Raw genomic sequence first — 12,399 nt, forward strand, 5'->3', positions numbered from 1 at the left:
TGCTCACGATGCCGCGCGCAACGCCTCGTCCGCGACGGCAAGACGCGAAGCCATCATCTTCACGACGAAGCGATGCCATTCCTGCGCGGTCAAAGGGTCGTCGAGTTCGAGCGTGCGCAGGCCCGCGAGGGTGAGACGCCGCAGGCGCGCGGGTTCATCGGCGACGACATCCGCGCTGCGCGGCGCGTTCGTATAAACCGCCATCTCGCCGATGATCGTCCCCGGCCCGAACGAGCGCAGCCGCACCGAGCGCCCGTCCGCAAGCGGCAGCGACACGGTCACGCGTCCTGCCTCGACGATATAGAGCGCATCGCCCGCGTCGCCGCGCCGAAACAGCGCTTCGCCCGCGCCGATGTCGCACACATCGAGCAGGCCGGCGAGCCCTTCGAGCGCGCGCGCCGTGAAATGCGGCGCGAGCATCGCGCGAAAATCTCCGGCTGGCACGCACGGTTCGGGCGCGCGCGTCAACGCGGCAAGCTGCTGCGCCTCGATCCATTCGAGGCCCGCATCGAGCGTGTCGAACTCGCGCAGGCCGAGCGAGAGCGCGCCAGTGCGCGTGAGCAGCGCGCGCGAGTTGCGCGGCAACGCGGTCAGCACGAGATCCGCGCCGATCGCCCCGCAAGCCTGACGCAGCTTCACGAACGCGAGCGACACCGACGCGTCCATGCCGTTGGTCCACGCGAAGTCGAGCACGACATAGCGCACCGGACGCGGCCCATGCGAGCGAATGCGCTCGCGGATGCGCTGCAGCATCGAATTCGCCGAGCCGAAGAACAGAAAACCCTGCAGGCATACGCCACAGATCTCGTCGCCGCGATCGATCAGAAGCCGTGTTTCCTCGATGCTGCGTTCGACATTCGAAGTGCGCGTGCGGCCGTCGAACTCCATACGCACGCAGCCGGCGCGGCCATAGAGCAGCGCGAACGTGACGCACGCCGCGACCACGCCAGCGACCACGCCGGCAATCACGCCATAGAACGCGATCACCGCGAGAATCAGCGGCACCAGCAGATATTCATGCCACGTGAGCTTGCGATACGCGCCGACGAGCCAGTCCATCATGAGCCGCAGACCCATGTAAATCTGCATGCCGACGAGCACGGGCACCGGAAAGAGCGACACGAGATCGGGCGACGCGATCAGCACGAACAGGCACGCGAGCGCGGCGAACACTCCGGCGGCGCGGCTCGTCGCTCCGGCGCGCGCGTTGAGCATCGAGCGGTTGTACGACTGATAGCCGACCATGCCGCCGAACAGGCCGCTCGCGATATTCGCGAGGCCGGCGGCGCGCATCTCGCGATTCAGATCGATGTCCTGTCCGGTCGCCGCGCCCATCGCCGTCGAGTTCATGATGATCGTGATCGCCGATACCGACGTGACGATGAGCGTCTCGGGCAGGTGCGCGACGATCGCGCGCCAGTCGATTTCGCCATGCGCCAGCGACGACGGCAGATGCAGCTCCGGAATGTGCAGCGCGTGCATCGGCACATGCTGGAGCAGGAGGCCCATGTTGCGGGCATCGTCGGGCGAGATGCCGGCGACGCGCAAGAGCACATAGAAGAGCACGATGCCGATGACGAGCGTGATCGGCAACGCGGCCGAATGCCGCCAGGTGCGCGCGAGGATCGTCGCAAGCGCGCCGACGAAAAGCGCGGGCGCCCACGCGAGCCAGTGCAGTTGCACGAGCCGCGGCAGCGTGTGCCAGTCGAGCGCGACGCCCGTCAGTACGCGAAACGCGCCCGCGATCAGCAGATAACCCGTGCCCGCGAGAAAGCCGCCCATCACCGGATACGGCAGGAATTGCAGAGAGCGGCTGCGCTTGGACGAACCGATCGCGAAGAGAATCAGCCCCGTCACGAGCGAGCACAACGCGATGGCGACGAGCACCGTCAGCAGGATCACGGTAGGCGTGCCGCCGTTCGCGCGCACGCTGCTCGCGACGCCCGCCGCGACGCCGACGAGAAATGCGGTCGCGTTGCTGTCCGGCCCGCCGATGTTCATGCGCATCGAACTCGTCAGCGCGATGACGAACGCCGTGACGATGCAGCTGACGAGCGCGGTGGGTACGCCGAGTTCGGCATAGCGCGCGAGATCGGCGCTGAAGATGAGCGTGCCGAGGCTCATCGCGTAGCACAGCATGACGAGCGTGGAGACGGTGCCCGCGGTGATGTCGCCGACGAGCGCGGTCGCGCGCGGCATGGCGCGCGCGAGGACCGTGCGATGTGGCGTGGCTGGCTTCACGGCGCCTCCCGAAGCGGGGAAACGGCTGACGGATGCGCTCGCGCGCGAGTGCGCGCAAAGTATCCGTCGCGCGCGAAGACGATGTCAATTCTCCGCTTACATCCTACGTGAGCGTGCACCGCGGTGGATTCATCGCGGCAACAGGAGTAACGTTGACGAGCGAGCGAACATGACTCCAAGGAGGCGATCATGCCCGACGATCCCGCTCAATGGCACGTCTTCGATTACGAAGGGTTCGAGATACACGTGCTGCCGCAGTTGAAACCGACGCCCGAGCACGCGCCGCAAAGCAAAGTGGACCGCTATGTGTATATCGGTCATGTGTGCAGGCCCGGCGCGAACGCGAATATGCCGGGTGAAGCGGTGCACTTTCATGCCGACGGCGAGGACGCCTACAAGTCCGCGCAGGACGCCGTGGACGACGCGCGGCATATCGGCAAGAGCATCGTCGATGGCACGCATCCGGATCTTTCGGTGCTGCCGCTCGTGTCGCATCACCATCATTCGGGATGAACGAACCACAACCCAACGACAGCGACGCGCACGTCGAAAGCCTGAGCGCGATCACGCTCGCGACGCACGACATGTCGCGCGCGGTGCGCTTCTATGAAGCGCTCGGTTTTCGCACGCTGTATGGCGGCGCGAACGAGGCGTTCACGTCGTTCGCGCTCGGAAACTCGTTTCTCAATCTCACCAGCGAGACGCACGGCCCGATCCGGTTCTGGGGCCGCGTCATCATCTACGTGTCCGATGTGGACGCGTTCTATCGGAAGGCGCTGGCGCACGGCATCGCGCCGCAATTCGCGCCACGCGATGCGCCGTGGCACGAGCGCTACTTCCATCTCACCGATCCCGATGGTCACGAACTGAGCTTCGCGCGCCCGCTTTGATCCGCGCGACGCGGGCACGATGTTCGCTTGGATGTCAGTGACGGGTAACGTACGCATCGGCCATTTGATATGAACGATCGCGCACATACCCGCGCAGCACGTTGGATGACGATGAATCCATGGCGTTACGGCTTTTGCATGAACGGGGTGCAGCAGAAGGGCGCGCGAAAGCTCACTGTTGCTATTTCGCAAAAACGGGCACGGCTCACGGATTCAAGGCGTAGAGTTAAAGTGCTTTGTCAAGAACGTGATGCGTTGCGGCAGGGGTTTCATCGATCGGGGCGTTAAACATCGGCGAATTCGGCCGATAACCCGATCATGAATGCCGCATGCAGGAGACTGAAATGAAATGCGCGAATGAGCGGTCCCTTCGTTACCAGGTCGAAAAATGGCTCGCGCCGGGCAGCATGCCCGTGCATGTGAGGCAGTTCAGCCGCACGCGTTCCGACAGGCGTCGCTATGTGTGTGTCGAAGCCCTGCACGGGGCGGCGTCGAGGGCACTGTTCTTCTTCCGTCACGACGACGGCCACTGGTGTGTTTACCCGCCCGCGCCGAAGCAAAGCAATATGCGCAGCGAAAGACTTGCAGCCTGATTGATCGCTTTTACCTGATTCGATTTTTGGTTTTTCGCCGCCCCGCTCATAAAACAGGGCGTTCCTCGCGAATGCAGTCAATAATCAGAAACGCAGATTGTTGAGGAATTGAAACCACATCGCGCCGAGCGGATTAGAAGCGTCGGCGGTGGCGGCTTCCTTCTCTTCCTTCTTGTCGTTGCCACGTGCCTCGACTTCTTCTTCCGGCTCTTCTTTTCGTTCTTCTCTTGCCTGACGCGATTCATGCAGCGCGATCGCGCTGTCCGCGATCTGCCGCGCGGTGGGTTCATCGCACGACGCGCCGAGCAGCACGCCGAACACGACATCGCGATTATGCCCTTGCGAGGCGAAACGCATCGCGAGCGACACGCGCTCCGCATAGAGCGCCTCACGTGTCTCACGTTCCTTTGCTTCGCGCGCCTCGCGCTCCGCTTCTTCCTGACGCACGCGCTCCTGCCAGCGGCCCATCTCTTCGGCATAGATGCGGTCGTAGACCCCGCGCTGGGCCGGGTCGGAGAGGATGGCGTAGGCTTCCTTGATTTCCTGGAACTTCGCGCGTGCGGCGTCTTCGTTGCCCGCGTTGCGGTCCGGATGGCAGCGCATCGCGGCCTTGCGATACGCGCGCTTGATTTCTTCTTCCGTGGCGTGCTCGTTCACGCCGAGCGTTTCGTATAGCGTTGCCATCTTGCGTTCGGTGGATACGGGTCGACCAGGCATCGTAACACGCGAAAAACGGGGTCTCTTCGCGAGATGCGGCATTGCAACACGGACATCATCGGCCGGTGATCGTGCGCGCGGCCGTGCTGCCGAGCGTGTCGAAGACGGCGCGCGCCGGCTTCAGATAGCGCGCGATATGAAGGCGGATATTGATCACCGCCAGCACGAAGATCACGAGCGTGATCAGCAGATAATCGCGCCGTTCGGGCACGATCTGATAGCGCGTATGCAGCAGCACGAACACGATCCACACGAACGCCGGCGCGTGCACGCTCCAGTGCCGTTGCGCGAAATACCACGCGATGCGGCGCACGTCGCGCCGTGACGCGCGATCGAGTCCGGCGAGCGCGGGATGACGGGTGAAGAACAGAGGCATCGGGACGAATCCTTGCGCGCGCGGCCATCATCGCGTCATGAAGGCCTGCGAAAATCGCGCGTTTTCACGTCATCAGCATACCCTTTCCTTACGATGGCCCTTTCTCTCGACGACATCCGGCATCTCTTCGATCAGCACGGCTCGATCGCCTATAGCGGCGAGCCGGTGACGCAGTTGCAGCATGCGCTGCAAAGCGCGACGCTCGCCGAGCAGGCAGGCGCAAGCCGCGAACTCATCGTCGCCGCGTTGCTGCACGATCTCGGGCATTTGCTGAACCTGCAGGGCGAAACGCCGACCGAACGCGACGTCGATGATCTGCATCAGTATTTCGCGCTGCCATTCCTGCGCCCGCTATTTTCCCCCGCCGTGCTCGAACCGATTCGCCTGCATGTCGATGCGAAGCGCTGCCTGTGCGCGATCGATCCGTCGTATCACGCGCGGCTATCGGCGGATTCGGTACGCAGCCTGCGCCTGCAAGGCGGCATGTTCGACGATGAAGCCGCGCGAGCCTTTCTCGCCAAGCCCTACGCGCAGGACGCCATCGCGTTGCGACGCTGGGACGACGAAGCGAAAGACGCGCAGCGCGTCACGCCCGGGCTGGCCTATTTCATGGAGATGGCGGCAAGCGTCGCGCTCACGCGTGCCTGAGCGCGCACGCGCTGTATCGCGCTAGACTGTGCGCCATGCAACCATCCCCAGTTCAGCACGCCTTGCAGCAAGCCTTCAGCACCCGAGCGAGCGCGGCATCGTGAAAGGCGGCAACTTCCGGATCACCGCCGCCGTCATAGCCAGCGCGCTCTTCATGCAGAACATGGACGGCACGATCGTCGCGACCGCCATCCCGACGATGGCCCGCGATCTTCAGGTCGATCCGGTTCATCTGTCCAGCGCAATCACCGCGTATCTCGTCGCGCTGACCGTGTTCATTCCCGCGAGCGGCTGGGTGGCCGACCGCTTCGGCGCGCGCCGCGTGTTCATGTGGGCGATCGCCACGTTCACGCTCGCGTCCGTCGCGTGCGCCGCCGCGATGAACCTGCCGCAATTGCTGGCGGCGCGCGTCGTGCAAGGTCTCGGCGGCGCGATGATGGTGCCCGTAGGCCGCCTGATCCTGTTTCGCGGCGTCAAGCGCGAAGAACTCCTGCAGGCGACGACCTGGCTCACGATGCCCGCGCTCGTCGGTCCCCTGCTCGGTCCGCCGCTCGGCGGCTTTCTCACCGACGCGCTCTCGTGGCGCAGCATCTTCTGGGTCAACGTGCCGGTGGGCATCGTGGGCCTGCTGCTCACGTGGAAGCTGCTGCCGCCATCGCCGATCGAAGATCGCACCCCGCCCGATCTGCAAGGGATGCTGCTGTCGGGCGCATCGCTCAGTCTGTTCATGATCGGCATCGAGAGCGCGGGGCGGGGCGTGCTGCCGGTGGGCGTGCCGTGGATCTGCGTCGCCGTCGGCCTGCTGCTTTTTCGCGTGACGGTGCTGCATTGCCGGCGCGTGCCGAATCCGGCCATCGACTTCTCGCTGCTCTCGATTCCCACGTTCCACGCCGCGACCGTCGCGGGCAGCCTGTTTCGCGCCGGCGCGGGCGCGCTGCCCTTTCTCGTGCCGCTCACACTGCAAACTGGTTTCGGCTATAGCGCGACCGCGAGCGGCCTCGTCACTTTCGCGAGCGCGCTCGGCTCGTTCTGCATGCGCCCGATGACCGCGCTCGCGTTGCGGCGCTTCTCGGTACGCACGGTTTTATGCGCGGGCAGTGTCGTCTTCGTGGCTGTTTTGCTCGTCTGCTCGACGATGTCACAAGCCTGGCCCGCCGCCGCGATCTTCGTGCTCCTGCTGCTCGGCGGACTCGGGCGCTCGCTCAGTTTCGCGACGATGGGCGCGCTCGCCTTCGCCGATGTGCCCAAGCCGCGTCTGGCCGCCGCCACGTCGTTTCAGGGGACGGCGCAGCAACTGATGAAGGCGGTCGGCGTGACGGTCGCGGCCGGCACGATCCAGGCGACCATGCTCGTTTCCGGCAGCGCGCACACCGAGCGCTGGCAGCTCGCGTGCGGTTTTATCGTGACCGCGCTCGTCGTTCTGGCCTCGCTACCGATGTTCCTGCGGCTCTCGGAACAAGCAGGCGAAGGAATTTCCGCTCCCTCGGCGAAACGCGCCGAGCGCACGTAATTCGTGCCGATTTCCGAAACGAAACATCAGATTTAAGACAAGTCTATGATCCACAAGGATTTTTTATGCGGCTATAATGCGATTCCGCTTTGATCCGTCCAACCGATGCGCCGTTTCCTCGTCATCCTTGCCGCCCTTTCAGTCACGCTGAGCGCCTCACACGGCGCGCTCGCGCAGGAGAATCCGCTCGCCGCAAGCGATGTCGCGGCGCAGTCCACCGCCGAGCAAGACCCGAAGCTCCAGCAGGCAAGTCACAAGATTTCGGAAGTTCTCACGCGCAAATTCGGCGTGGCGCGCGAAAAGGCTCAGACGATCGCATCGGCGGTCATGTCGTCGGCGTCCAAATATTCGCTTCCTCCAGCGCTGCTGCTCGCCATCATCTCGATCGAATCGCGCTTCAAGGAAACGGCCAAAGGGCCGAACAATGCCACCGGGTTGATGCAGGTCGTGCCGTCTGCGCACAAGCGGCTCGTGCGCAATGTGGATCTGACCGATCCGGAAGACAACATCGAAACCGGCTCGGCCATCCTGCACGGCTATATGAAATCCGCCCAGGGCGACCTCGACGCCGCGCTGAAGAGCTACGGCGGCTCGCGCGCCTATGCCGAGAAGGTCAGCTTGCGCGCGAAAACGTTCGAACCGGCAGCATCGGTAGATGCCGCATCGGCGAACGGTCAGTAACAGTCAGTTTTCTCTTTCTCTTTCGAAGTAATATCGCGCGCCGCTGCCTGGCGGATGCCGCAATCGCGTCCGGACGACGCGGCGATCGCACCTGAATGCGCGCTAGCTCCGAATCAATAACCCTTCTGCGTGCCGGTGCCCTTCGACGGCGTGCCGCCCGAATTCATGTTGCCGTTATTCGGCGCGCTGCGTTGAATCGTGTTTTGATCCTGGCTCATGCCGTTGGTGGCATCGTTGCCCATGCCACTCTTCGCGCCGGTGCCGGCTGTGCCGTCCGACGAGCCGCCCATTCCAGTGCCGCTCATGCCGACACCGCCGCCCTTGCCCGCCGCCGCCGAGCCGGAACCGGACGAACCATTGCCGCCCCCGCCCATCGAGCCGCCTGCTTGCGCATAAGCGCCGCCCGACAAGCCCAGCACGAGCGCGGAAATCACCAGCTTCTTCGTAGTCGCGTTCATCGCAAGTCTCCAGAGTTTGCGTATCGGTCGCGGCGCATTCGACGCAGCGATCGTGTACACATCAGCGCAAGCGACGTGCCGCGTCTTCGTTGCCTGGGCGATCAATAGCAGGGCACATAGGCGCCGCGATAGTTGTCGTAGCAGTAGCCGGGCGGCTGTGCGGGTTGCGTGTAGACCGGCTGCGCGTACGCAGGTTGTTGATAGACGGGCTGCGCATAGGTCGGCTGGGCACTGGCGACCGATGTCACCAGCGCGCCCAGCACCGCGCCGCCGATCAGCGCCCCGACGATCGCACCGCCATCGCCGCCGCCATGATGACCGCCGCCATGTCCATGCGCCGACGCCTGGCCCGCTACCGTCAAACTACCGATCATCAACAAGACAAGTGCTGCGCGTTTCATGAGCTTCTCCATTTCCCGTTTGGCCGGGTTTATGGAAGTCATCTTAAGCAGACAGCTAAGAAATAACTGCAGCAGTTGGTAACTGCACATTTCAACGATTACAAATACGCGGATGAATTCTCTTCGGATGCCGAAGCTTATCGAAGGCGTTACAAATCGAATTGAATTCGCACAACGGTAACAACTTTCCGATCGATCCCGGTAAAGCAATTCGCCGGCACACGCCACGCCAGCCGCTTTTACCGCACGCGGTTTCATTTGCTCGCCACTGGTTACTGTTTGTCACCAGAAGACTGTCAACTACATCGACGGACTAGGCGTTTTGATCGTCAACGCGGCGCACTGCGCGCCACGTGTCCTCAAAGAAAAGATCAAGGGAGTTTCAAACCATGAAGAAGATCGTCGCTGCTCTCGCATCCGCCATGCTCGTTTCCACCGTATTCGCGCAAACCGCCGCAACCGATGCCGGCAAAGCGCAACTGAAGGCAAACAACGAAAAAGCCGAGGCTCAGGCGACCGCCAACAAGAAGAAGGCCGATGCGCAGCACGATGCCGCCAAGGCACAGGCGTCGGCGAACGAGGACAAGGCATCGGCGCAAGCCGACGCCAACAAGGAAGCCGCGAAGGTAGCGCAGGCGACCACGCCGGAACAGGCTTCCGACGCTCGCGGTGATGCCGCCAAGGCACAGGCGAAAGCCGACAAGAAGAAACACGCTGCACAGACGAAGGCCAACAAGAAGAAGCAGGACGCAGCGAAGGATGCCAACGTGGCGCAAGCAAAGGCCGATAAGGAAAAAGTCGAGGCGCAAAGCGACGCTAACAAGACGGCCGCCGATGCGAAGGTGGACGCGGCGAAGAAGTAAGGGAGGCCGTCACCATCGCATCGCGCACTGGGCATTGCCTATATAATAAAACCAGTGCGTTCGATTCGGGCGAGCCTTCGGGCTCGCCTTTTTGCATTCGACTAAAGGAAATGCTCTACTTGCCGATGTCGCCACGCGGCTTATCATTCGTGAAACAGAAGAACACGAAGGAGACGCCCGACATGCGCACGCTGACCGAGCAGTTGTCGCAATACGCCGCTTATCACCGCGACAGGCGCAATATCGCCACGCACTTCGTCGGCATTCCGCTTATCGTGCTCGCGATCGCCGCATTGCTGAGCCGTCCCGCATGGCCCGTGTTGTCGGGTGCGTTTCTGCTCACGCCCGCCTGGGTGTTGTTCGCGCTCGCCACGCTCTACTATCTCTGGCTCGATGTGCCGCTCGGCATCGCAATGGGCATCGTCTCCGCGTCGAGTGCGGCGTTCGGGCAATGGGCCGCGTCGCAAGGCACATCGATATGGCTGGCGATCGGCGTCGGCATGTTCGTGATCGGCTGGGTGTTTCAGTTCATCGGGCATGTGCGCTATGAACATCGCAAGCCCGCGTTCGTCGACGATATCGTCGGACTCTTGATCGGGCCGCTCTTCATTCTCGTCGAGCTGATGTTCGGGCTCGGCCTGATGCGCGATCTGCACGACGCCATCGAAACGCGCAGCGCGCGCTGATCAGTCGACGCGCTCGATTTCCTCCGCGACGGTTTCATGCTCGACGCTCGCGTGATGCTCGCTCATCGGCAATGCTTTCTTGCGCGAGCGCTCGCGCATCAGAAGACGCGCGCTATGCACGCCCGTCAACACGACGGCGATCCAGATCGGCACATACGTACCGAGTTGCCGCATCGAAAACGGCTCGCCGAGCAGCAGCACGGCCACGCCGACGAGCAGCACCGGCTCGACATAACCGAGTATGCCGAAGAGCGCGAGCGGCAGATGACGGCTCGCGCGCAGATACGACGCCAGCGCGATCGTGCTCAACGCGCCGAGACCGACAAGCAGCAAGCCGAGCTGCGGCGCGCTCGCGACATCCGCGAACGAGCCGCGCACGATCAGCATGATCACGGCGACGGGCGCGATCAACATGATCTCCACGGCGAACGACACGAGCGGATCGGCGTTGAGCTTGCGGCGCAACACGAAATACGGCGGATAGCCCAGCATCACGACGAGCGTCGGCCAGGCGAACGCATGCGTGACGACGAGCTCATGCGCGACACCCACGGCCGCCGCGACGACGCCCGCCCACTGGAAAGCATCGAGGCGCTCGCCGTAATGGAAACGTCCGAGCAGCACCATCGCGAGGGGCAAAAGGAAATAGCCCAGCGATACTTCGAGCGCGCGCCCGTGCAGCGGCGCCCAGAGAAAGATCCACAGCTGCACGCCGAGCAACGCGGCGGCGGCGGCGAACGCCAGCAGCAGATGCGGCGTTTTGGCGAGCCTCGAAACGAGAGCGCATAATTGCGGCCAGCGCTTTCGCACCGCGACGAGCGCCAGCGCGCCGGGCAATGTCCACACGATGCGCCACGCGAAGATGTCGAGCCCGTCGAGTGGCGCGAGCCATTTCGTATAGCCCGACATGAGCGCGAAAAGCGCCGAAGCGCCGACGGACAGCGCGATGCCGCGCACGAGGTCATGCTGATTCATCAAGGGTGGCGCTCTGCGCGGAAGGTGAATGCAAGCCGAATGAAACGGGACGTCGCATTCTAAACGCCGCGCGCGGGCCTTTTTCAAAACCTGCTTCAAACACGAGCCGGCGGGCGCGCCCGCTTCTTGCTAAACAAAGGCTTCGCATTTCGGCATGAACTTCGCCGCGTGAACCTGGCACCAAGAGCGCCGTCTCACGCGACTGTCTTTAGCCGGTCATGATGATCGGCGACCCTTGGCGGTCCGGCCCATGGCTCCGGTCCGTTTTCCACAGTCCCGAGCGGCATTGCGCACGACCCGCCGCTCACGTCATTGCATCCGCAGCAACACGCGCCGTGCGATCGCCTTTGAAGATCGCACGCGAAGAAAACGCCGCTTCGATGGAGACGTCATGACTCAACCCGCCTTGTCGCCCCGCTTTGCCAACGCCTTCGCGGAGGCCGTGTACACAGGACTCAGCAAACGTCCGCAAAAAGAATTGCCCTCGATGTATCTGTATGACGAAGTCGGCTCCGCCCTCTTCGAAGTGATCACGGCGCTGCCCGAATACGGCGTCACGCGCGCCGAAGAGCGCGTGCTGAAGGATCACGCCGCCGATATTGTCGCGGCCATGCCGGGCGAGATTCAGGTCGCCGAACTCGGCAGCGGCAGCGGCCGCAAGACGCGCCGCATTCTCGAGGCGCTGTGTAAAAAGCAGCCCACGGCTTACCATCCGATTGAAATTTCTCGCACCGCGCTGCAGTTGTGCCGGCGCGAACTGAGCGATATCGAGCGCGTGTCGATCGTCGGGCATGAACGCGATTACCTCGCGGGATTGTCGGAAGTCAGCTCGAAGCGCAAGGAAGGCGAAAGACTGCTCGTGCTGTTTCTCGGCAGCACCATCGGCAATTTCGCGCGGCTCGCGGCCACCAAGTTCCTGCGCTCGATCCGCGGCATGCTTCAGCCCGGCGATGCGTTATTGCTCGGCACCGATCTCATCAAGCCGCTGCCGGTGCTGATCGCCGCGTATGACGATCCGATCGGCGTCACGGCCGCGTTCAATCTGAATATGCTCGCGCGGATCAATCGCGAACTCGGCGGCGACTTTCCGCTCGATGCCTTCGAACACGTCGCGCGCTTCAACCCCGATGCGCGCAGCATCGAAATGCATTTGCGTGCGAAGCGCGCGGTTTCCGTGCGCGTGCGCGGCGCGGACCTGCGCGTCGAGTTCCGCGAAGGCGAGACGATCTGGACGGAAAGCAGCCACAAGTATGCGGCCGATGAAGTCGCGCCGATCGCCGCCGATGCGGGCTTCGAATGCACGCATCAGTGGCGCGACGAGGAATGGCAGTTTGCGGAGAGTCTGCTGGTGGCGAAGTGA

General features: G+C 63.4%; 15 protein-coding genes. 9 read left to right on the top strand and 6 right to left on the bottom strand.

The genetic code is table 11. The features are described from left to right. Positions 1-3 precede the first annotated feature (3 nt). A complete protein-coding gene (locus NK8_RS21020; protein ID WP_213230480.1) occupies positions 4-2,199 on the bottom strand; it encodes a SulP family inorganic anion transporter in 2,196 nt (731 codons plus the stop codon). Between the two features lie 231 nt (positions 2,200-2,430). Here NK8_RS21020 and NK8_RS21025 point away from each other — a divergent pair, with 231 nt between their 5' ends. The 3 genes from NK8_RS21025 (at position 2,431) to NK8_RS21035 (ending at position 3,724) form a co-directional block, all read left to right on the top strand. Continuing rightward, complete coding sequence (locus NK8_RS21025) at positions 2,431-2,754, top strand: hypothetical protein (protein ID WP_213229450.1); 324 nt, start codon at positions 2,431-2,433, stop codon at positions 2,752-2,754. Continuing rightward, entirely contained in the window at positions 2,751-3,131 is a 381-nt protein-coding gene (locus tag NK8_RS21030; protein ID WP_213229452.1) for a VOC family protein, read from the top strand. The genes NK8_RS21025 and NK8_RS21030 overlap by 4 nt, the downstream gene beginning before the upstream one ends. A 344-nt stretch (positions 3,132-3,475) precedes the next feature. Continuing rightward, complete coding sequence (locus NK8_RS21035; protein ID WP_162067928.1) at positions 3,476-3,724, top strand: hypothetical protein; 249 nt, start codon at positions 3,476-3,478, stop codon at positions 3,722-3,724. Positions 3,725-3,808: 84 nt separating this feature from the next. Here the strand turns inward: NK8_RS21035 and NK8_RS21040 are convergent, their stop codons facing one another. Next, entirely contained in the window at positions 3,809-4,408 is a 600-nt protein-coding gene (locus NK8_RS21040; RefSeq protein ID WP_213229454.1) for a DnaJ domain-containing protein, read from the bottom strand. An 88-nt stretch (positions 4,409-4,496) separates the two neighbouring features. Beyond that, positions 4,497-4,817 (bottom strand): hypothetical protein, encoded by a 321-nt coding sequence (locus tag NK8_RS21045; protein ID WP_213229456.1) that lies wholly within the window; start codon positions 4,815-4,817, stop codon positions 4,497-4,499. A 93-nt stretch (positions 4,818-4,910) separates the two neighbouring features. Here NK8_RS21045 and NK8_RS21050 point away from each other — a divergent pair, with 93 nt between their 5' ends. From NK8_RS21050 to NK8_RS21060, 3 genes are all read left to right on the top strand, one after another. After that, positions 4,911-5,465, top strand: coding sequence for a phosphonate degradation HD-domain oxygenase (locus tag NK8_RS21050; RefSeq protein ID WP_213229458.1), 555 nt, complete (start codon positions 4,911-4,913; stop codon positions 5,463-5,465). A gap of 100 nt (positions 5,466-5,565) precedes the next feature. Further along, a complete protein-coding gene (locus NK8_RS21055; protein WP_213229460.1) occupies positions 5,566-6,975 on the top strand; it encodes an MFS transporter in 1,410 nt (469 codons plus the stop codon). A gap of 105 nt (positions 6,976-7,080) precedes the next feature. Beyond that, positions 7,081-7,656 carry a transglycosylase SLT domain-containing protein gene (locus NK8_RS21060; protein WP_213229462.1) on the top strand — a complete coding sequence of 192 codons (576 nt, stop codon included), beginning with the start codon at positions 7,081-7,083 and terminating at the stop codon, positions 7,654-7,656. A 113-nt stretch (positions 7,657-7,769) separates the two neighbouring features. Here the strand turns inward: NK8_RS21060 and NK8_RS21065 are convergent, their stop codons facing one another. Together NK8_RS21065 and NK8_RS21070 are read right to left on the bottom strand one after the other, a co-directional pair. Continuing rightward, complete coding sequence (locus NK8_RS21065) at positions 7,770-8,114, bottom strand: hypothetical protein (protein WP_162067933.1); 345 nt, start codon at positions 8,112-8,114, stop codon at positions 7,770-7,772. A 101-nt stretch (positions 8,115-8,215) separates the two neighbouring features. Next, positions 8,216-8,515 (bottom strand): hypothetical protein, encoded by a 300-nt coding sequence (locus tag NK8_RS21070; protein WP_213229464.1) that lies wholly within the window; start codon positions 8,513-8,515, stop codon positions 8,216-8,218. A gap of 389 nt (positions 8,516-8,904) precedes the next feature. Here NK8_RS21070 and NK8_RS21075 point away from each other — a divergent pair, with 389 nt between their 5' ends. Both NK8_RS21075 and NK8_RS21080 read left to right on the top strand, forming a co-directional pair. Continuing rightward, entirely contained in the window at positions 8,905-9,378 is a 474-nt protein-coding gene (locus NK8_RS21075) for a hypothetical protein (RefSeq protein ID WP_213229466.1), read from the top strand. A gap of 182 nt (positions 9,379-9,560) precedes the next feature. Then, positions 9,561-10,064 (top strand): DUF962 domain-containing protein, encoded by a 504-nt coding sequence (locus tag NK8_RS21080; RefSeq protein ID WP_213230482.1) that lies wholly within the window; start codon positions 9,561-9,563, stop codon positions 10,062-10,064. Here NK8_RS21080 and rarD read toward each other — a convergent pair whose 3' ends face one another. Then, the gene (gene rarD, locus NK8_RS21085; protein WP_213229469.1) at positions 10,065-11,039 is read right to left on the bottom strand and encodes an EamA family transporter RarD; all 975 of its coding nucleotides are present in this window, start codon (positions 11,037-11,039) and stop codon (positions 10,065-10,067) included. It lies immediately after the preceding gene. Between the two features lie 391 nt (positions 11,040-11,430). On the opposite strand from rarD, the gene egtD reads away from it, so the two are divergent. Then, positions 11,431-12,399, top strand: coding sequence for an L-histidine N(alpha)-methyltransferase (gene egtD / locus NK8_RS21090; protein ID WP_213229471.1), 969 nt, complete (start codon positions 11,431-11,433; stop codon positions 12,397-12,399).

This window comes from Caballeronia sp. NK8, from assembly GCF_018408855.1.
Taxonomy (GTDB): domain Bacteria; phylum Pseudomonadota; class Gammaproteobacteria; order Burkholderiales; family Burkholderiaceae; genus Caballeronia.